The sequence below is a fragment of the Mesorhizobium sp. M0047 genome, assembly GCF_040323315.1.
Classification (GTDB): Bacteria; Pseudomonadota; Alphaproteobacteria; order Rhizobiales; family Rhizobiaceae; genus Mesorhizobium.
Window position 1 is genome coordinate 1 of record NZ_JAMYUW010000056.1, and the last position, 17,783, is coordinate 17,783.

Annotated in this window: 23 protein-coding genes; 15 read left to right on the top strand and 8 right to left on the bottom strand. The window is 64.0% G+C overall.

From position 1 onward, the window contains the following. Positions 1 to 346 precede the first annotated feature (346 nt). Positions 347 to 1,051 carry an XRE family transcriptional regulator gene (locus NKJ89_RS32380; RefSeq protein ID WP_023760063.1) on the top strand — a complete coding sequence of 235 codons (705 nt, stop codon included), beginning with the start codon at positions 347 to 349 and terminating at the stop codon, positions 1,049 to 1,051. Between the two features lie 98 nt (positions 1,052 to 1,149). Beyond that, positions 1,150 to 1,440, top strand: coding sequence for a ribbon-helix-helix domain-containing protein (locus NKJ89_RS32385; protein ID WP_023760062.1), 291 nt, complete (start codon positions 1,150 to 1,152; stop codon positions 1,438 to 1,440). 314 nt (positions 1,441 to 1,754) lie between these two features. Here the strand turns inward: NKJ89_RS32385 and NKJ89_RS32390 are convergent, their stop codons facing one another. Next, the gene (locus NKJ89_RS32390; protein WP_352608548.1) at positions 1,755 to 2,057 is read right to left on the bottom strand and encodes a hypothetical protein; all 303 of its coding nucleotides are present in this window, start codon (positions 2,055 to 2,057) and stop codon (positions 1,755 to 1,757) included. A gap of 333 nt (positions 2,058 to 2,390) precedes the next feature. On the opposite strand from NKJ89_RS32390, the gene NKJ89_RS32395 reads away from it, so the two are divergent. Beyond that, on the top strand, positions 2,391 to 2,606 hold the full coding sequence (locus tag NKJ89_RS32395; protein WP_352608549.1) for a hypothetical protein: 216 nt from the start codon (positions 2,391 to 2,393) through the stop codon (positions 2,604 to 2,606). A gap of 61 nt (positions 2,607 to 2,667) precedes the next feature. Here NKJ89_RS32395 and NKJ89_RS32400 read toward each other — a convergent pair whose 3' ends face one another. From NKJ89_RS32400 to NKJ89_RS32410, 3 genes are all read right to left on the bottom strand, one after another. Beyond that, entirely contained in the window at positions 2,668 to 3,678 is a 1,011-nt protein-coding gene (locus NKJ89_RS32400) for an ABC transporter permease (protein ID WP_352608550.1), read from the bottom strand. After that, entirely contained in the window at positions 3,675 to 5,240 is a 1,566-nt protein-coding gene (locus NKJ89_RS32405) for a sugar ABC transporter ATP-binding protein (protein WP_352608551.1), read from the bottom strand. Before NKJ89_RS32405 ends, NKJ89_RS32400 begins: the two co-directional genes overlap by 4 nt. Before the next feature lie 231 nt (positions 5,241 to 5,471). Continuing rightward, entirely contained in the window at positions 5,472 to 6,419 is a 948-nt protein-coding gene (locus NKJ89_RS32410; protein WP_023760056.1) for a substrate-binding domain-containing protein, read from the bottom strand. Positions 6,420 to 6,925: 506 nt separating this feature from the next. Between NKJ89_RS32410 and NKJ89_RS32415 the strand changes: the two genes are divergently transcribed. Further along, positions 6,926 to 7,621 (top strand): RibD family protein, encoded by a 696-nt coding sequence (locus tag NKJ89_RS32415; RefSeq protein ID WP_352608552.1) that lies wholly within the window; start codon positions 6,926 to 6,928, stop codon positions 7,619 to 7,621. An 87-nt stretch (positions 7,622 to 7,708) separates the two neighbouring features. Here NKJ89_RS32415 and NKJ89_RS32420 read toward each other — a convergent pair whose 3' ends face one another. After that, positions 7,709 to 8,599 carry an SDR family oxidoreductase gene (locus NKJ89_RS32420; protein ID WP_352608553.1) on the bottom strand — a complete coding sequence of 297 codons (891 nt, stop codon included), beginning with the start codon at positions 8,597 to 8,599 and terminating at the stop codon, positions 7,709 to 7,711. 90 nt (positions 8,600 to 8,689) lie between these two features. Between NKJ89_RS32420 and NKJ89_RS32425 the strand changes: the two genes are divergently transcribed. The 3 genes from NKJ89_RS32425 (at position 8,690) to NKJ89_RS32435 (ending at position 10,939) form a co-directional block, all read left to right on the top strand. Next, positions 8,690 to 9,535, top strand: coding sequence for a helix-turn-helix transcriptional regulator (locus NKJ89_RS32425; RefSeq protein ID WP_352608554.1), 846 nt, complete (start codon positions 8,690 to 8,692; stop codon positions 9,533 to 9,535). A 127-nt stretch (positions 9,536 to 9,662) separates the two neighbouring features. Next, positions 9,663 to 10,415, top strand: coding sequence for a pseudouridine synthase (locus NKJ89_RS32430; protein WP_352608555.1), 753 nt, complete (start codon positions 9,663 to 9,665; stop codon positions 10,413 to 10,415). A gap of 122 nt (positions 10,416 to 10,537) precedes the next feature. Next, complete coding sequence (locus tag NKJ89_RS32435; RefSeq protein ID WP_023760051.1) at positions 10,538 to 10,939, top strand: VOC family protein; 402 nt, start codon at positions 10,538 to 10,540, stop codon at positions 10,937 to 10,939. Between the two features lie 12 nt (positions 10,940 to 10,951). On the opposite strand, the gene NKJ89_RS32440 is transcribed toward NKJ89_RS32435, so the two are convergent. Next, complete coding sequence (locus NKJ89_RS32440; protein ID WP_352608556.1) at positions 10,952 to 11,533, bottom strand: histidine phosphatase family protein; 582 nt, start codon at positions 11,531 to 11,533, stop codon at positions 10,952 to 10,954. Between the two features lie 205 nt (positions 11,534 to 11,738). On the opposite strand from NKJ89_RS32440, the gene NKJ89_RS32445 reads away from it, so the two are divergent. Next, positions 11,739 to 12,188, top strand: a complete 450-nt coding sequence (locus NKJ89_RS32445; RefSeq protein WP_023760049.1) for a universal stress protein — start codon at positions 11,739 to 11,741, stop codon at positions 12,186 to 12,188. A 108-nt stretch (positions 12,189 to 12,296) separates the two neighbouring features. Further along, positions 12,297 to 12,587 carry a type II toxin-antitoxin system TacA family antitoxin gene (locus NKJ89_RS32450; protein ID WP_352608557.1) on the top strand — a complete coding sequence of 97 codons (291 nt, stop codon included), beginning with the start codon at positions 12,297 to 12,299 and terminating at the stop codon, positions 12,585 to 12,587. A gap of 93 nt (positions 12,588 to 12,680) precedes the next feature. Here NKJ89_RS32450 and NKJ89_RS32455 read toward each other — a convergent pair whose 3' ends face one another. Beyond that, on the bottom strand, positions 12,681 to 12,983 hold the full coding sequence (locus NKJ89_RS32455; protein ID WP_352608558.1) for a hypothetical protein: 303 nt from the start codon (positions 12,981 to 12,983) through the stop codon (positions 12,681 to 12,683). A 56-nt stretch (positions 12,984 to 13,039) separates the two neighbouring features. Continuing rightward, a complete protein-coding gene (locus NKJ89_RS32460; RefSeq protein ID WP_352608559.1) occupies positions 13,040 to 13,330 on the bottom strand; it encodes a TSUP family transporter in 291 nt (96 codons plus the stop codon). Here NKJ89_RS32460 and NKJ89_RS32465 point away from each other — a divergent pair. The 6 genes from NKJ89_RS32465 to NKJ89_RS32490 all read left to right on the top strand — a co-directional run bounded on the left by NKJ89_RS32465 (position 13,316) and on the right by NKJ89_RS32490 (position 17,765). Continuing rightward, complete coding sequence (locus NKJ89_RS32465) at positions 13,316 to 13,540, top strand: LysR substrate-binding domain-containing protein (protein ID WP_352608560.1); 225 nt, start codon at positions 13,316 to 13,318, stop codon at positions 13,538 to 13,540. The two genes, NKJ89_RS32460 and NKJ89_RS32465, sit on opposite strands and share 15 nt — an antisense overlap. A gap of 159 nt (positions 13,541 to 13,699) precedes the next feature. After that, on the top strand, positions 13,700 to 14,200 hold the full coding sequence (locus NKJ89_RS32470; RefSeq protein ID WP_023760043.1) for an Lrp/AsnC family transcriptional regulator: 501 nt from the start codon (positions 13,700 to 13,702) through the stop codon (positions 14,198 to 14,200). Next, complete coding sequence (locus NKJ89_RS32475) at positions 14,197 to 15,360, top strand: saccharopine dehydrogenase family protein (protein WP_352608561.1); 1,164 nt, start codon at positions 14,197 to 14,199, stop codon at positions 15,358 to 15,360. Before NKJ89_RS32470 ends, NKJ89_RS32475 begins: the two co-directional genes overlap by 4 nt. A 104-nt stretch (positions 15,361 to 15,464) precedes the next feature. Next, a complete protein-coding gene (locus tag NKJ89_RS32480; protein ID WP_352608562.1) occupies positions 15,465 to 16,253 on the top strand; it encodes an ABC transporter substrate-binding protein in 789 nt (262 codons plus the stop codon). A 169-nt stretch (positions 16,254 to 16,422) separates the two neighbouring features. Then, a complete protein-coding gene (locus NKJ89_RS32485) occupies positions 16,423 to 17,094 on the top strand; it encodes an amino acid ABC transporter permease (RefSeq protein WP_352608563.1) in 672 nt (223 codons plus the stop codon). Continuing rightward, positions 17,091 to 17,765 carry an amino acid ABC transporter permease gene (locus tag NKJ89_RS32490; RefSeq protein ID WP_352608565.1) on the top strand — a complete coding sequence of 225 codons (675 nt, stop codon included), beginning with the start codon at positions 17,091 to 17,093 and terminating at the stop codon, positions 17,763 to 17,765. The genes NKJ89_RS32485 and NKJ89_RS32490 overlap by 4 nt, the downstream gene beginning before the upstream one ends. The last annotated feature ends 18 nt before the right edge of the window (positions 17,766 to 17,783 follow it).

The following is a 17,783-nucleotide window of genomic DNA, read 5'->3' on the forward strand; positions in this document are numbered from 1 at the left end:
GCGTCCGCGCCTCTTCGCCCCTTAGTCCTGGGGGCGGGGCACTGGCCGGTTTTTTGGGGGCCCGCTCCGCGGGCCCGGGGGGGCGGGGGCCGTTCCGGTCGCCGTTGACGGGCCGACCGGACCGGGGCTGGTGCCTTGGAGCACCGGACCTCGGGCTTCGCCCCGGCCGGGGAGGAGGACGGCCGGGGCGGAAGGGTGCCGGCGACAGTCGCCGGATGCGCTTCATGTGAGGCAGGCGCCTCGGCGCCATGAAAGCTGGACAGGTTTTGCATGACCAGATATAAGCATAACTCAAAACACAATGCAAGCCATTCTTTCATAGACGAGAGCCGCTTTCATTGCTCACATGGGTGTCATGGCTAAAACGGAATTGTCGATCAAGGTCGGGGCGGCTATCCGCAAGGCGCGCAAGCAGCGCGGCCTGGTCATGCGCCACATCGCCGAGCACAACGACACCGATGTCGCCGCCGTCGGCAACTGGGAAACCGGCCGCAACCTGCCCAAGACCGAGAACCTCTTGAAGACCGCCGCCTTCCTGCGCGTAGACCCGGTGGCACTGGGCCAAGGGCAGGTCGTCTTCCTCGACGATGCCGGTCCGGTCGCCGACGCCGAGATCGTCACCGATGCCGCCCCCCTGCCCGCCGGGTCGATGGATATCGAGGTGCTGGGCGCGGCCGTTGGCGGCGACGATGGCGATTTCACCTTCAACGGCGAGCCGGCGGGCTATGTCCAGCGCCCGCCGGGCGTCCGCAACGTGCCAAAAGTGTTCGCGCTGCACGTGCTGAGCGATTCCATGGTGCCGCGCTACGAGCCCGGCGACCTGATCTATTGCGGCGGCCGCGACGCCGTGCCGGGCGACCATGTCGTGATCGAGACGTTTCCAGAAGAAAACGAACGCAACGGCAAGGCCTTCATCAAGAAGCTTGTCAAGCGCACCGCAGCCGAGTTGGTCGTCGAGCAATACAATCCGCCGAAGACGCTAACCTTCGACCGCTACGCCATAAAACACGTCTGGCGCGTGATTCCGCTGAAGGAATTGCTGGGGTATTGAGGATTCATCGCGCCCAAGTGCCATCATTCCACTGGTCGCGGCTTGCGCAACAGCGTATGATTAAGTCATACACATCCCACTTGCCCAGGGCAATGACAATGCGCACCACCCAGCCACTGACCATTACCTTGCCGCTTGAGATGGCGCAGATGGTGAAGGACAAGGTTTCATCCGGCGAGTACGCCACCGAAAGCGAAGTCATCCGCGATGGCTTGAGAACTCTTGCCGCACGCGACGCAGCGGTCGATCGCTGGCTGCGGGAAGAGGTTGCGCCAACAATGGATGCGCTTCAGAAGGATCCTTCGCTCGTCTCACCTCTCGAGGAAGTACGCAAGCGACTTCACAACCGCATTGATGCACTGGCGGGCAAGCGTTCACGCCAAGCATGACGCACAGGGTCGTCTTCAGTGAGGCCGCAAAAAAGACCTGCTGGATTTGCTGATCTATCTGGTTCCACAAGCTGGCGAACGAATTGCGCGAGCCTATGTCGATCGCCTCATCGGTTACTGTTCGGACTTTGATACTTTCCCGAACGCGGGACGCGCCATGATGATGTCAGGCCAGGCCTCCGCACCGTGGGCTATCGCAGGCGGGCGACGATCGCATTCACCATCAAAGACAAGACCGTGACGATCGTTCGAATCTTTCACGGCGGGCGAGAGGTCATCCTCTCCGACGACGACGTCTTCTGACGGCCACCTCATCATGCCCGTCTCGACCCCTCCAGCGGCACCTCGCGCTCATTCAGCATCCGCGCTTCGCTACGCACCCGCTGGCGCTCGTCGATGAACGCCGCTTGGATCGTGACGGTTGCCCCCGGCAGCCCGTCGGCACGGCAGGCCGAGCAGACGATGCGGCCCGACAATGCGGACAGCGGCGTATTCCCTGTCACCCCGAACCGCTTCAACTGATCGGGCCGCCACCATCTGTTGCGGCCGCAATCGGCGCACTCGACCGAGATCGAGGCGACATGCGCGATCACTGGTTCCCTGCCAGGCAATGCCATCGCCCCTCCTCACCCTTTGTTCCTGATTTGTTCGCATATTCCTGTGTTTTACGCCGGGAGTCGAGTCGCAGTTTTCGAACAGCCATAAAAGTTTTTCTTCTATAATTTTTTGAGTTATGCTTATGTATCTTGCAAATGTGAGTCGGGACACGAACCCACCGCCACATTAGGCCTGGGAGGGCCGCCGATTTCGCCCGCGCCTGCGGTTATGCCGGCGACAGCCCAGCTCTGCTCGAAGCTTTCGAGGCGATCCGCCGCAGCGGCATCGCCCACGCTCGCCAGGATCACATCAGGCGCAAGGCCGTCATTGACGAGTTGAAACACTCGGAAACCTTGTTCCTGGCCGCGCTCGGCCCGGCACTGTCGGCTGAAGAAGCCATCGCCGATGCCGTTCGCCTCATCGCCTGCTGGCGCAACCTGCCGCGCTGGCGCCAGGAGCGGCGCCTGCCTGACCTCATCAGAGCCAAACAGCAGCGCCTGGTGGCGCGCTACTTCCGCCGTTACGGCCGTCTTCTGTGGGCGTGCGAGGCTGAGAAGCGGTTCGCATAGCGAGAGGAGATGTCCGGCAGGACAGAGGGGGTGGACGGGCGCTAAGCGCTCCTCGTTGCCCTTACCGTCGCACCCGCGACTTCAGCCACCGGTCGAACGCCACCGCCAAGATCAGGATCAGGCCGATGACGATGCTTTGCGTGTAAGATGACACGTTGTTGAACTGCAGCCCGTTCTGCAGCACGCCGATCAGGGCCGCGCCGACCACCGTGCCGCCGACCGAGCCGATGCCGCCGAACAGCGAGGTGCCGCCGATGACGACGGCCGAGATGACCGTCAACTCGTACCCGATGCCGGCTACCGCCTCCGATGAATTCAACCGCGCCGACAGCACGAAGGCGGCGAGCCCGGCGAAGAAGCCGACGATGACATAGACCGAGACCAGGATGCGGTCGACGCGCAGGCCGGACAGCCTTGCCGCCTCGGCATTGCCGCCGACGGCATAGACGGCGCGGCCATAGCGCGTGTAGCGCAGCACTATGTGGCACAGGATTGCGGCCGCAGCGAAGATGAGCGCCGGCACCGGCACGGGGCCGATCAGCCCGGTGCCGAACCAGCGCATCGAGGCGTCGAAGCCCGATATCGGGCCGCCGTTGGAGATGGTCAGCGTCAGCCCGCGAAACACCGTCAGCCCGCCCAGCGTGACGACGAAGGGCGGCACTTTCAGCCGGGTGATGACAAGCCCCTGCACACCACCGGCCGCCGCCCCCACAATTACGGCGGCGAGCAGAGCCGCGAACCACCCAAAACCTTGCGTGCCGGAGGTCGACAGCGACAGCGTGTTGGCGGTGCCGCCCTTGGCGACCACGGCGGCGACCATGCCGCAGAAGGCGAGCAGCGAGCCGACCGACAGGTCGATGCCGGCGGTGAGGATGACGAAGGTCATGCCGAGCGCGATCAACCCGGTGATCGAGATCTGCCGCGTGATGTTGAACAGGTTGATCGGGTCCATGAAGCTCGGCTTCAGCATTGTGAAGACCACGATCAGCGCCAACAGGAACAGCAGCGGCCCGAAGCTCATCAGCAGGCGCGCGAAATTGATGCCGCCGCGCTGTTCCTCCGCCACGCTCATGGTGTCTCCTTTCGATCGAGAGCCATCAGTTCCATCAGTCTTTCCTCGTTTGCCTCGACGCCCGGCATCTCGCCGGTGATGCGTCCCCGGCGCATGGTGACGATGCGGTCCGACACGGCCAGCACCTCGGGCAATTCGGACGAGATCATCATCACCGCGATGCCGCGCGCCGCAAGCTGCACCAGGATCTGGTGCACTTCCGTCTTGGCGCCGACGTCGACGCCGCGCGTCGGTTCGTCGACGATCAGCACCTTCGGATCGCGCGCCAGCCAGCGCGCCAGGACCACCTTCTGCTGATTGCCGCCTGATAGGCCCTCAATCGCCTGCTCGGGCGAGGCCATGCGGATCGACAGCATCTTCCTGAAGCCGGCAAGCGCATCGCGCTCGCGCCGCTCTGCCATGAAGCCGAAGCCGTTGCTGAAGCTGCCCAGCGATGCGACGGAGAAATTCGGCAGGATGCCCAGTGCGGCAAAGATCGCCTGGTGCTTGCGGTCCTCCGGCACCAGTCCGATGCCGAGCGCAATCGCATCGGCCGGTGACGCCGGGGTGATTTGCTTGCCATCGAGTGTGATGGTGCCGGCCGCGATGCGGTCGGCGCCGAAAATGGCGCGCGCCAGTTCGGTGCGGCCCGAGCCGACGAGACCGGCGACGCCGAGGATCTCGCCGGCCTTGAGATCGATGTCGACGCCGTCGAGCACGATGGCGTGCGGCGCCTCGGGATCGCGCACGGTGCGCAGTCCGCGCACCGACAGCACGACATCGCCGGCAACCGCGCGCTGCGCCGGCCGCGCATAAAGTTCCGACGCCGCCCGGCCGACCATCTTCTCGATGATCCTGGGCAGCGCGATCGGTCCGCCTTCGCGGTCGAGATGCCCGGCCAGCCTGCCGTCGCGCAGCACCGTCATGCGGTCGCAGATGGCCGACGCCTCCTCCAGCCGGTGGGTTACGAACATGATGGCGACGTTGTCCTTGCGCAGCCGGTCCATGATCGACAGCAGCCGCTGCACCTCGGTCTCGGTCAGCGCCGAGGTCGGTTCGTCCATGATGATCAGCCGGCTTTTCAGCGACAGCGCGCGCGCTATCTCGACCAGCTGCTGTTCGGCCACCGACAGAGCCGACACCGGCGTCGTCGGATCGATGGAGAGGCCGACGCGGGCGATGATGTCACGGGAGTCCTGCTCCATGCGCCGCCAGCTGACCAGCCCGAGCGGACCAACTGGCGCGCGGCCGATAAAAATATTCTCCGCCACAGTCAGCGTCGGGATCAGGCTGAGCTCCTGATAGATGGTGACGATGCCGAGCCGCTTGGCATCCTGGGGGCTCGATGGCTGATAGTCGGCGCCGTCGAAAATGATGCGGCCGCCCGACGGCGGCATGACGCCCGACAGGATTTTCAGCAGTGTCGACTTGCCGGCGCCGTTTTCGCCAAGCAGGCCGAGGATTTCGCCAGGGCGGATGTCGAGCGAGACATCGCTGAGCGCGGTGACGCCGGAGAAATGCTTGGTAATGCCCTCGACGGCAAGCAGGATAGGTTCGGGCGATGCGGCTTCAGCAGGCGACAATGGTTGCTTCCTCGATGCAGTTCATCACGGCTCCATCAGCGCTTGAGCACCCCCCTCTGTCCTGCCGGACATCTCCCCCGCAAGGGGGGAGATTGGCTGCCCGTTCTGCTTTCGCCAATCTCCAACTTAGCAGGAAAAAGCGCCGCCAATGACACTGCCGATCTCCCCCCTTGCGGGGGGAGATGTCCGGCAGGACAGAGGGGGTGCTGTCCCGCCGGCTTCCAATCACCCCTACTTCGTCTCGCCGATCCGCTCCGCCTTGTCGAGATTGTCCTTGCCGATCACGATCGGCGTCAGCAGCACCAGCTTCTCCTTCGGCTCGGTCTTGTCCTTGGCAAACGCCACCGCGATGCGGACCGCCGTGCGCGACTGCTCGCCGGGGAACTGCTCGACGGTGCCGGCAAGCTTGCCGTCGCGCACCGCGACCAGCGCTTCGGGAAGCGCGTCGAAGCCGTAGATCTTGACGTCGGTGAAGTTGCGCGCCGCGCAGGCTTCCATGGCGCCGAGCGCCATGTCGTCATTGGCGCAGACGATGGCGTCCGGCTTGCCGTTGGCGGCAAGGCCGGCCTCGGTCACCGACAGCGCCTCGGCGCGGGCGAAGTTGGCGGTCTGCTCGAAGACGATCTGGTACTTGTCCTTCAGGGGATCGAGCACATTGTGCACGCCCTTGTTGCGGTCGATCGCCGGGCCGGCGCCTGGCTGGCCCTGCAGATGGAAGAGCTTGGCGCCGTTGGGGAACGCCGCAACCATCGCCTGGGCTTCGGCCTCGCCGCCCTTGACGTTGTCGGCGCCGACATGGGCCAGAATACCCTCGACGCCGTCGACGCGGCGGTCGATCGTCACCACGGGAACGCCGGCCTTGACCGCTTCCTCGATGGCCGGCGCCAGCGCGTTGACGTCGAGCGGCGAGATGACGATGGCGTTGACCTTCTGCACCAGGGCCGCCTCGATGTCGGCGGTCTGTTTGGTGGCCGAGTTCTGGCCGTCGCTTTCGGTCAGATTGACGCCCTGCGCGGCGGCTTCCGCCTTGATCTCGTTCAGCATGTGCACGAAGAACGGAAAGCCGAGATTGGGCACGGAGCCCAGGATGGTGAGCTTGTTCTGCGCAAAGGCCGAGGGTGCGGCAAGCATCATGGCGCCAAAGGCCGCGGACGACAGCAGGAATTCGCGTCTGTTCATGAGATCCTCCTCCACAAGGACGCACGACCCCGAGAAACCGGGATCGGTTTCAGGAAGTATCATGCGTCGGTTCAAAGTGTTGGAGCATCCTCCCTGCGCCCGAAAACGCATGCCGCTCCAGCCGGCCGCCGCTGTAAAAAAGAGCCTCCCATCGACGCCTGCGCGGGGATGCTAGCCCGGGGTCAACCATTTGTGCAACATCGATATAACGGAGCTACCGCGCAACTTATCGGAATTGTCGGATTTTTGGATTGCGGCTTCCTGCCCTTTGGCGATCGGCTCGGGTCGGCCGGGCCTTGCAGTCCGTTCTTTTTCTGGGCCAGGAAGCGAAAGCGCTGCTCCGACACGTGCGGCCGTCTCGCGTGGTCGGGGCGCCTGACTTCCATTCCCTTGGTCCGGCACTACTTTGGGACAATGCAGATCGTCAAAAGTGGCACCGGTTTTGGGAGAACGATATGCACGACAACAAGACCTGAATTTTCGAAGCCCACGATTTGGAGAATTGCATGAAGCCGCAAATCATCTGCCATATGCTGGCATCCCTTGACGGCGGCCTCCACCCGAGCCGCTACACCAAGAGCCCCGACGGCACCCTGGCCGAATGGTCCAGCCTCTATGAGCATATCCACAATGACCTCGCGGGCGATGCCTGGATCGTCGGCCGCGTCACCATGGCCGAGATGAGCAAAGCCGTCGCGCATCCGCCGGCCAATGCCGGCAAGGTCGACCGGCCCTATCATTTCGCGCAGGCCGGTGCGGGCATTTATGCCGTGGCGCTCGATCCCTCGGGCAGGCTTCACTTTTCCAAACCCGACATCGGCGGCGATCATGTCGTGGTGCTGCTTGGGCGTGACGTTGCCGACAGCCATCTCGCCGAACTTGCCGCCGACGGCGTGTCCTATATCGTCGCGGAAACCGCCGACATCGATCTCGCGTCGATGGTCGAGGTACTCGGCCGCGAATTCGGCATACGCAGGCTACTGCTCGAGGGCGGCGCCGGCATCAACGGTTCTTTCCTCGCGGCAGGGCTCGTCGATGAGCTGAGCCTTCTCGTCGCGCCGGCGCTCGACGGGCGGGCGGCAAACCAGGGTTTCGTCGAGTTCGGCGAGAGCGGCCTGGCGGGCAAGATGCAGTTGTCCCTGACGAGCTGCGAAGCGCTCGCGCATGGGCTCGTTCATCTGCGCTACGCCGTCGCGCCCTGAATGGATGCGCTCTCGTACAAAATGGCCGGTAATCTGACTGAGATTACCGGCCCTATCTCGTCCACTCTGGCGCCGAGGCTTCAGCCGTCAGTCGGCGTATTGCATGGCATCAAGATCGGCGATCAGCGTCGGGCCGGTCGGATGCCAGCCCAGCCGTGCCTGGGTCAGCGCGCTGGAGGCCGGCAGATCCATCGGCGCGAACATCGCCATCCTGCCGAAATGCTCCTCCGCCCTTTCCGGCGGTAGCGAAACGACCGGCAATTTCAAACTCCGGCCAAGCGCCTCGGCGATTGCGCGCGCTTCGACACCCTCTTCGCCGACCGCGTGATAGCGCGCGCCCGGCTGCCGCTTTTCCACGGCGAGCCGGTAAAGGCGCGCCGCGTCGAGGAGATGGCCCGCGGAGAAGCGGTTGCGGCCCTCGCCGATATAGGCCGAGACGCCTTTCTGGCGCGCGATTTCGATGAAAAGCGTGATGAGCCCCTGCTTGACCGGATTGTGAACCTGCGGCAGGCGCACCACCGACAGGTTGATGCCGGCCTCCAGCAACGCATTGCCGGCGAGTTCCGAGGCAATGCGCGGATTGGGATGGCTGGGGTTGAAGATGTCCTCGACTGCCGGTTGGCCATGGCCGGGGCTGCCCGCGCCAACGCCGGAGGTGATCACCAGCGGCCGGTCGGACCCCGCCAATGCCTGGCCGAGGGCCGCGATGACACGCTTGTCCTTTTCGCAATTCTCGACAAATCGAGAGAAGTCATGGTCGAACGCAGTGTGGATCACGGCTTCCGCCTTGGCCGCGCCATCGCGCAGGCCGTCGGGCTCTTCAAGCGTTCCCCGATGTACTTCGGCGCCAACGGCGGCAAGCGCCTCGGCGCCGGCGTCGGAGCGGGTGACGCCGACCACCTGGTGGCCCGCCTTGATCAGTTCGGTAACCAGCGCCGAACCAATGAAACCGGTCGCGCCGGTGAGAAAGATACGCATGCAAAATCTCCTGCACAGTTGCCTGCGTAATATTGCTGGTCTATTATTCCATTAAAGTAGTGATCTTATCATGGTATAATGACTAACAGGATGCCCATCAATTCGGCCGGCTCACTGGCAGCGTTCCTCAAGGACCGGCGCACCCGCCTCGATCCGGCTTCCTTCGGCTTCTCGGGGCGCAGGCGGACTCCGGGATTGCGCCGCGAAGAAGTCGCCCAGCGCGCCAACATAAGCCCGACCTGGTACACCTGGCTGGAACAGGGCCGCGGCGGCGCGCCCTCGGCTGACGTGCTGAACCGCATCGCCAAGGGGCTGATGCTGACCGAGCCGGAGCGCGAACATCTTTTCATGCTCGGGCTGGGTCGACCGCCCGAAGTTCGCTACAAGGGCGTCGAGGGGGTCAATCCGCGGCTCCAGCGACTGCTCGACACACTCGATGCCAGCCCAGCCCTGATCAAGACCGCCACCTGGGACGTCGTTGCCTGGAACCGCGCCGCGCAAATCGTGCTGACCGACTACAGCGCCCTGCCCGCCGGCCAGCGCAATATCCTGCGCTTCATGTTCCGCAGCCCTGTCATCCGCGCCAAGCAGCACGATTGGGAAAGCCTCGCCCGGTTCGTGGTGGGAGCGTTCCGGGCCGATGCGGCACGCGCCGGCGCGGTGTCCGAGGTCGCCCAACTGGTCGACGAACTTTGCAGCGTCAGCCCCGAGTTTGCCGCCTTGTGGCAGGAAAACGACGTGCTCAGCCACGGTGACGGGACAAAGCGCCTGAAGCACCCGCAGCTCGGCGACATCGAGCTGGAATACTCGGCATTCTCGGTCGATGGACGCCCGGACTTGAGCATGATCGTCTACAACCCGATCGACAGTACGGTCGCCGACCGTATCCGCGCCCTCGCTCGGCATCCCTCAAGGCAAGGGTTGGACCAAGGCTGATATCTGCGGCGACGGCGGACGGCGCGGATGCCGCCATTGCCCCATGCCCTGCATACAAGGCAGCAACACGGCTTGCGAAGCCATCGCGGCCCATGGCATCTGTCGGCTTCACCAACCAAATGGCACCATGACACCACGGCAGACACGACAAAGCGGCAGGCAGGCGGCGCCCGGCGTCAGCCTGAACCGGGCGCTGTCGAAGCTTGGCCTGTGCTCGCGTACGCAGGCCGAGGTGCTGATCGCGGAAGGCCGCGTGCGCGTCGGCGGCAAGGTGGTGCGTGATGCAGCGCTGCGCGTCGACCTCAACCGCGACCGCATCGTCGTTGACGGTGATCAGGTCGTTGCCGAGCGCAAGGTCTATGTCATGCTCAACAAGCCGCGCGGGCTGGTCACCACCCGCGACGACCCGCAACAGCGCGACACCGTCTATGCCTGCCTCGAGGGGCTCGATTTGCCCTTCGTCTCGCCGGTCGGCCGCCTCGACAAGGCGAGCGAAGGCCTGCTGTTGATGACCAACGACACCCGCTTTGCCAACCGGCTGATGGACCCCGCCTCGCATTTGCCCAAGACCTACCATGTGCAGATCGGCACGGTGCCGGATGAGACGATGCTAGACAAATTCCGCGCGGGCGTCATCGTCGACGGCGAGACCCTGACCGCCAGCTCGATCCACCTCTTGCGCAGCGGAGGCCGCACAGCCTGGCTGGAGATCGTGCTCGACGAAGGCCGCAACCGCCACATCCGCCGCCTGCTCGCGGCGCATGGCATCGAAGTGCTGCGCCTGATCCGCATCGCCATCGGCCGCCTGCAGCTTGGCGACCTCGCCAAGGGCACCGCGCGGCATCTGACACCGGAAGAACTGGCTCTGCTGGTGGATTGAGTGAGGCGTGTCGCCGGTGTCGGCGCACCGCGTCGGCGCTCTCCTGACGGAGGGCTGTCAGGAGACTTGGTCTATATCTGCCCATGGGGCGGCAGCGGCTCCAGCAATCCAGGAGCCATGCGATGAATTTCGTCTCTGTCCGCATCATCACGTCAGATGTCCAGCGCCTCGTGCGCTTCTACGGCGAAATCACCGGCATGCCGGTGACCATGTACACGGAAGACTTCGCCGAACTCGCAACACCTTCCTGCACGCTGGCGATCGGCAGCACGCGCACTTTGATGCTGTTCGGCGGCGACATCGCCCGCCCGGCCGACAACCACACGGCAATCCTCGAGTTCCGCGTCGGCGACGTCGACGCGGAATTCGCCAGGCTCTCGGACACCTTAAGGGACGTCACGGTACAGAAGCCGACCACCATGCCCTGGGGCAACCGGTCTATGCTGTTCCGCGACCCGGACGGCAATCTGGTGAACTTCTTCACGCCGGTGACCGCCGAGGCGATCAGGAAGTTCGACAGATAGGACTCTTGCGCCCTACTTCTGGTTCCACTTGCGCACGACCGGCTCGCTCAAATCATGCTCGTAGCCGAGCACGCTGATACTGGCCGTATCGAGCACGAACAGCGCACCATCTTCGGGCGGCAAGCCGAGCCAGCGCGCCCCCAGCACGCGCAAAAAATGCGCGCTGGAAAACACCAATATGTCGGCATTGGCCTTGCGCAATTCGGCGATGATCCTGTCCGCTCGCGCGCCGACATCGGCCGCAGTCTCGCCCTTCGGGCAACCATCGCGAAACACGGTCCAGCCGGGCCGCTCGGCCTGGATCTGTCTTGTCGTCAGCCCCTCATAGGCGCCGTAGTCCCATTCCTGCAGATCGTCCTTCTTGACGCTTTCGGCACCGAAGCCGGCCAGCACGCTGGTATTGTAGGCGCGCTGCGAAGGGCTCGACCATACCGCGGAGAACGACAGGCCTTTGAGTCGTGCCGCGACACCCCGCGCCGCGACCTCGCCGGCCAGCGTCAACGGCATGTCGGTGCGGCCGGTGTGCTGCCCCGAAAAGCTCCACGCCGTCTCGCCATGCCGGACCAGATGTATCTGCGGAAACGCGCTGCTCATTGGATGCCTTTCGATGTCGCCCGCACCTTAGGGGACGATGCCGCAAAGGGGAATCCTGCTGACGCAAACGTGTGTGCAGCCTGGCCCTGATCCGCATCGAGTTGGCCCTGTGATCAGCCCGATGGCGCGACTATATCAAGGATAGCCTCCCAAGGCTCCCGCCACCACAAGGGCATCGGCCCTTGCACAATAGGTCGAGATCATCATGTACAAACATCTGCTCATTGCCACGGACGGATCGGAACTGGCCGACAGGGGCGTTGCCCACGGTCTGGCGCTGGCCAGCGGCATTGGTGCCGCCGTCACTTTCATCACCGTCTCCGAACAATTCCCGATCTTCGCCTGGGGCGGCGCCATGGCCGGCTTTGCCGCTGGCGATGAACTGGCCGCCTACCAGGAAGAAGCGCGCAAATATGGCAAGAAGGTTCTCGACAAGTGCAAGGCATCGGCGAATGCGGCCGGCGTCTCCGCGGAGGTCGTCCATGTCGAGGACAAAAGGCCGGCCGAGGCAATCCTGGAGCTGTCGCAGGCTCAAGGCTGCGACTTGATCGTGATGGCCTCGCACGGGCGTCGCGGACTGGGCAAGCTGCTTCTGGGAAGCCAGACGGCGGAAGTGCTGTCCTACACCGAAATCCCGGTGCTGGTGGTGCGGTAGGGTCTGCTGCGGATCACGAGTTCCATCGAGCCATTGTGCCGTCCTCGCTTCACCGTAGTGACATTGTCGTAACGATCTGCTGTGCCTGGGCGATGAAGGGAGCTACCGATGCCACCGTCACGTGGTCTGTTGCCGAAGAGCGTTCCGATCAATATCCGCGTTAGGCCGGAAGTTCGCAATCTGATCGACCGGGCAGCGGAACTGCTCGGCAAGAATCGTGCGGACTTTGTGCTTGAAGCGTCGCAGCGCGCCGCTGAGGACGCGTTGCTTGGTCGTCTCGTGTTTACCGTCGAGCCGGATGTCTACGCTGTGTTTCTGGCACGTCTTGACACACCGCCGCAACCGAACGATCGATTGCACCGCACCATGACGACAAAGGCTCCATGGGACTCCGCGTGACGCGTCGGCTCCGGTTCCGCTCGCCGAGGCCCGGTTGTGCCGCAATTGCACCTCAGCTGCAGTTACCTCCACGGGTGGGTGGGTTGGTTGAATTTATGAGCTAGGGTCCGCGATAGGCGTCGCATAGACGACGATCGCGTATCCATCCCGAAGGGCTGCCTCCGCGGCATTTCGCAAAACGTCATCGCTTATTGAAGAAACTCCAACCGCTAATTCCTTAGCATCCCGCATCTCGGCACGCTGCCAGCCGCAGGTCATAAGATACGCCGGCGTTGCGGATAGGGCCGACTCCAGACTATTGGCATTGGCAAAAACCAAGAGCGCGTAGCGCTCGCCATCAATATATTGGTCGTGCCCGTCCGCGCATGCCACCAATTTCAGCACATGAAGGCTCATTTCGTCAGTCTGCTCTTGTACGGTCGGTAGGGCCGTAGTTGATCCAAGGGATAGGTCTACAACAACACCTCGCCCGCAAGATAGACCCCCAGCGCTAGCAACCCGACGAAGAACACCATGCGGAAGGTCTCGACGCTCATCTTCTGGCGCAGCGCCTGGCCGGCGAACATGCCGGCCAGAGCCGGCGCCAGGGCCAGGACCGAACCCGCCAGTTGCGCCGTCGGCGACTTGAGAGCGCCGGTCCTGAACAGCCCGATAGCGAGCGCTGCCGTCGACACGGTGAAGGAAAGGCCGAGCGCCTGGATCAGGTCTTCTTTCTCCAGCCGCAGCGATTGCAGATAGGGCACCGCGTGCCTGGCCTCGACAATGTCTGCCGGCTGGTCGCACAAGGCGGCGGCCTCGCCGTCGTGCCGGAAAGTGTCGCGCGCCGCTCGGCACGCTCAGTGCGTAGCCTGCGGCTGACCGACGACTGGGCGACGCGCCAGCTCCACCTCTGTGCCCGCCGCTTCGACGAGTTGACGCCGCAGGCGAAGCTGCTGGCCGCCGCGCTGGTCTGAATTCCACAGCCGAACAGCAAGCGGCTGCATCCCCGCCGGCGACCATTGTCCCCGTCAATGCGAAAACAACGCCTTGCATTTCAAAAATCCGTGACATAGCTTGTTTACACATTGGCAAAGAAATTGCCGAAGTTTTTTCCTTTTGTGAAAGACGGGGACTTGCGGGAACATCTCGATCTGACCGATCGGCGGCTGGTCAAACAGCTGTCGCAGGACGCCCAACCGGGCATCAACCGTATCGCCGAGATCTTGGCGGTTTCGGTGCCGACGGTGCGCTCGCGGCTGCGCAACCTGCTCGACCGCAACCTGCTCAAGATCGTCGGGCTGCTGAACCTGACCGAGCGCCCCGAACTGATCTCGGCGATTGTCGGCATCAACGCCCAAGGACGCGGCCGGGCCCGCGAGCTGGCGCAGCGCATTTCCGAACTGCCCTTCGTGAACTCGGCTTCGGTGGTAACCGGGCGCTTCGACATCATCGTCGACGTGACGGTGGCCGGTGATGTCGCCGATCTCTACCGCGTCACCAGCGAGCTGATCCCGGGCGCAGGCGAGCCAGGAGAAGTGGTGCGCAGCGAGACCTTCGTCGTCATGGCGTCGTGCAACAAATGGGTCAGCCTGCCCGAAGGCTGCTGGTCGGACGACCGCAAGGAGCCGGCATGAAGATCGCGGTTCTCGGTGGGCTCGGCCTGCAAGGCCGCGCGGCCATCGCCGACCTCGTCGCCAGCGCCGGCGTTGAGGAAATTGTCTGCGTCGACACCGCAGCGGACGGTCCTGCACGGCTTGCCGGCCTGACCGACCTCGCCCGCGTGCGCTTCGTCGTGCCCGATGGCGCCATCGGCCCGGCGCTGGCCAATGTGCTCGATGATGTCGACGCCGTCATAGATCTGTTGCCGCAGCCGCTGATGCGCGAAGCGGTGCAGGTCGCCATCGCCACGCGGACGCCGCTGGTCACCACCAATTACGCCAAGTCGATCGCCGACCTGGCGCCGGCGGCCGAACAGGCCGGCGTCCCGATCATGACCGAATGCGGGCTCGACCCCGGCATCGACCTCGTGCTCTACGCCCGTGCCGCAAAGCAGTTCGACTCCATCACGGCAATCGATTCCTACTGCGGCGGCATCCCCGAGCCGAAGGCGATGGCCAAGCCGCTTTGCTACAAGGTGAGCTGGAATTTCGACATGGTTCTGGTCAGCCAGAACCGCGACAGTGTGATGATCGAGGACGGAAAACGCGTCGCTGTCCTGGCTGGTCGGCAGCACGCCAACCCTTTCATCCATGAGATCGAGGTCGCAGGCTTGGGCAAGCTCGAAGCCTTCCCCAATGGCGATGCGCTGCATTATGTCGAGATGCTGGACGCCGCCAGGGGGCTGCGCCGCTCCGGCCGCTACACGCTGCGTTGGCCGGGATGGTCGGCCTTCTGGGCGCCGCTGAAGGAGCTCGGCTTCCTCTCCGAAGACAAGGTGCCCGGCACCTCCAACAGCCCGCGCGAATTCCTCGGCCGGCTGCTCGGGCCCCAATTGCAATATGGCCCCGGCGAAAAGGATCTTTGCGTGATGCGCAATGTCTTTTCCGGCCTCGAAGGCGGCCGCGCCAAGACGGTGACATCGGACCTGATCATCGAGCGGGACCTCGTCTCCGGCCTGTTCGGCATGAGCCTCGGCGTCGGCTACCCCGCCAGCATCGTGGCGCAGATGCTGGCACGCGGCGAGATCAGCAAACCCGGCCTGCTCAACCCACTGCTCGATGTGCCTGACGAGCCCTTCTTCGACGCGCTGGCCGGACGCGGCATCAAGGTCACTGAAACGGTGGCCTGGGACTGAGGATTTTCGAACGGTGGCCGCCGCCGGCAACGGTGTCGCCGCTCAAAAAAAGGCCCGAGGAAATCCGCGGGCAGATATCAACGACAACAGGGAGGACTACCGAAATGAAGATTGCCAGACTTTTCATCGCCGGACTTGCGCTCGCCGGGCTCACCACTGCGGCCACAGCCGGAACACTGGACGACATCACCAAGCGCGGCGAACTGCGCGTCGCCGTGCAGACCCAGGGACCCCCCTTCTCGCTGGTCGGCGCCAATGGCGAACGCACCGGCAGTTCGGTTGAACTGGCCGAACTGATGGCCAAGGAAATGGGTGTGAAAATCACCTTCCTCGACTTCGACTGGGACGGCCTGATCCCGGCGCTCTTGTCCGGCAAGGCCGACCTTCTGGTCGCAGACATGACGCCGACATTGGCGCGCGGCATGAAGGTCGCCTTCACCACGCCTTACATGTATACGGGCAGCACCGTCTTCACCAAGGCCGACAGCAAGTTCAAGACCACCGAGGATTGCAAGGCCAAGGGCACCAAGATCGCCGTGCTGCTGGGCGCCACCGGCGAGAAGGAAGCCAAGACCGCCTTCCCCGATGCCGACATCAAGAGCTACAAGGGCGGTGGTCCGCTGCTGCTCGATGCCGTCAACAACGGCCAGGCCGATTGCGGCGTCAACGACATCTCGGCGGTCAAGGGCCAGTCGACCGCTTATCCGGCCGGCTCCTTCACCATCATGCCGGACCTTTTGTCGAAGGAACCGCTTGCCTTCGCCACCCGCTATGACGAGCCGGACCTGCTGGTCTGGATGAACCTGTTCCTCAACCAGGTCAGCATCGACGGCCGCCTGCAGAAGAACCTCGACTACTGGGTCAATTCCGACGCCTGGAAGAAAGACCACTGAGGAATTAGGAAGTAGCGAGTAGCGAATAGGGAGTGGTGAACGGCCGTTCCGGCCACGCTTTGCTGCTCCCTACTTCCCTACTTCCCTACTTCCCTACTTGCTACTCGCTACTCGCTACTCGCTATTCGCTATTCGCTAGTCACCCTTCCCTCTTCACCGCCGCGCGCCCATGCTCGAGAATTTCAGCTTCCGCACAATCGTCGAATATCTGCCCCTGTTCGGGCACGGCCTGATCACGACCGTCTGGCTGTCGGCGCTGTCCTTTGTCGGTGCGCTCGTCGTCGGCATAGTGCTGTGCGCGGCGAACCTGCAGCGCGGCTGGCTGTTCCGCACAACGGCCAAGGCCTATATAGACGCCGTGCGCGCCACGCCCCTGCTGGCGCAGCTCTATTTCCTCTATTTCGGTTTGCCCAGGCTCGGCTTCGTGCTGCCCGAGCTGGTCGTCGGCATCCTTGCGCTATCGCTCAACAGCGGCGCCTATATCGCTGAAATCATTCGCGCCGGCATCCTGTCGATCCCGCGCGGCCAGGTCGAAGCCAGTGTCGCCTCGGGCATGACCTATGTCCAGCGCATGCGCCTGGTCGTCCTGCCGCAAGCCTTCAAGGTGACGATCCCGCCGCTGCTCGGCCAGGCGATCGTGCTGGTCAAGGATTCCGCACTGCTGTCGCTGATCTCGGTTTCCGAACTGACGCGCGCCGGCCAGTTGCTCGCCTCCGACCGCTTCATGCCGGCCGAAGGCTTCCTCACCATCGCCGCCTTCTATCTGCTGCTCTATTACGGACTGAAGGGACTGGCTGGCCTGTCCAGCCGCTGGCTCGGCGCAGCGGGGGCCCGCACATGATCTGGCAACAGCTGCAAAGCCTCGCCGGCTCCTATCCGCTGGCCCTGCGCGGCCTCGGCATGACCGTGGTGCTGTCGCTGATCAGCCTGGTGCTCGGCACCTCGCTCGGCTTCGGTCTCGGCATCCTGCGCACCGGCAGCAATCGGCTGATATCAGCCGTCATCGGCGCCTGGGTCGACCTGATCCGCGGCACGCCGTTCCTGGTGCAGATCTTCCTGATCTTCTTTATCCTGCCGGAGTTGGGCATTGAGCTCGACGCCTTCACCGCCGGCATCATCGCGCTGACCAATCTGGCGGCCTGCTTCATCTGCGAGATCGTCGCCGCCGGCATCCGCTCGGTGCCGACAGGCCAGGTCGAGGCAGCGCTCGCGTCCGGCCTGTCGCGCTGGCAGCGCATGGGCCAGGTGGTGCTGCCGCAGGCGATGCGCATCGTGCTGCCGCCGCTGGTCGGGCAGTATGTGCTGTTGATCAAGGATTCTTCCGTCGTCTCTGCCATAGGTCTGACCGATCTCACCCGCGTCGGCTGGCTGGTGGTGCAGCGTGTGCCGAACGGCCTCCTGGTCTTCTTCCTGGTCGGCGTCGGCTATTTCATCGTCTGCTATCCCCTGATCATGCTCGCCCGCCAGCTAGAGCGTCGCATGGGTGCGGCGCATGGCGAGGTGCAGCTGTGACATCGAACCCGAAGGGCC

Bases quoted from the DNA above. Each gene is read 5' to 3' on its own strand.
- NKJ89_RS32380 (WP_023760063.1), top strand. From the start codon at position 347: ATGGGTGTCATGGCTAAAACGGAATTGTCGATCAAGGTCGGGGCGGCT.
- NKJ89_RS32385 (WP_023760062.1), top strand. From the start codon at position 1,150: ATGCGCACCACCCAGCCACTGACCATTACCTTGCCGCTTGAGATGGCG.
- NKJ89_RS32390 (WP_352608548.1), bottom strand. From the start codon at position 2,057: ATGGCATTGCCTGGCAGGGAACCAGTGATCGCGCATGTCGCCTCGATC.
- NKJ89_RS32400 (WP_352608550.1), bottom strand. From the start codon at position 3,678: ATGAGCGTGGCGGAGGAACAGCGCGGCGGCATCAATTTCGCGCGCCTG.
- NKJ89_RS32410 (WP_023760056.1), bottom strand. From the start codon at position 6,419: ATGAACAGACGCGAATTCCTGCTGTCGTCCGCGGCCTTTGGCGCCATG.
- NKJ89_RS32415 (WP_352608552.1), top strand. From the start codon at position 6,926: ATGAAGCCGCAAATCATCTGCCATATGCTGGCATCCCTTGACGGCGGC.
- NKJ89_RS32420 (WP_352608553.1), bottom strand. From the start codon at position 8,599: ATGCGTATCTTTCTCACCGGCGCGACCGGTTTCATTGGTTCGGCGCTG.
- NKJ89_RS32425 (WP_352608554.1), top strand. From the start codon at position 8,690: ATGCCCATCAATTCGGCCGGCTCACTGGCAGCGTTCCTCAAGGACCGG.
- NKJ89_RS32430 (WP_352608555.1), top strand. From the start codon at position 9,663: ATGACACCACGGCAGACACGACAAAGCGGCAGGCAGGCGGCGCCCGGC.
- NKJ89_RS32435 (WP_023760051.1), top strand. From the start codon at position 10,538: ATGAATTTCGTCTCTGTCCGCATCATCACGTCAGATGTCCAGCGCCTC.
- NKJ89_RS32440 (WP_352608556.1), bottom strand. From the start codon at position 11,533: ATGAGCAGCGCGTTTCCGCAGATACATCTGGTCCGGCATGGCGAGACG.
- NKJ89_RS32445 (WP_023760049.1), top strand. From the start codon at position 11,739: ATGTACAAACATCTGCTCATTGCCACGGACGGATCGGAACTGGCCGAC.
- NKJ89_RS32450 (WP_352608557.1), top strand. From the start codon at position 12,297: ATGCCACCGTCACGTGGTCTGTTGCCGAAGAGCGTTCCGATCAATATC.
- NKJ89_RS32455 (WP_352608558.1), bottom strand. From the start codon at position 12,983: ATGAGCCTTCATGTGCTGAAATTGGTGGCATGCGCGGACGGGCACGAC.
- NKJ89_RS32475 (WP_352608561.1), top strand. From the start codon at position 14,197: ATGAAGATCGCGGTTCTCGGTGGGCTCGGCCTGCAAGGCCGCGCGGCC.
- NKJ89_RS32480 (WP_352608562.1), top strand. From the start codon at position 15,465: ATGAAGATTGCCAGACTTTTCATCGCCGGACTTGCGCTCGCCGGGCTC.
- NKJ89_RS32485 (WP_352608563.1), top strand. From the start codon at position 16,423: ATGCTCGAGAATTTCAGCTTCCGCACAATCGTCGAATATCTGCCCCTG.
- NKJ89_RS32490 (WP_352608565.1), top strand. From the start codon at position 17,091: ATGATCTGGCAACAGCTGCAAAGCCTCGCCGGCTCCTATCCGCTGGCC.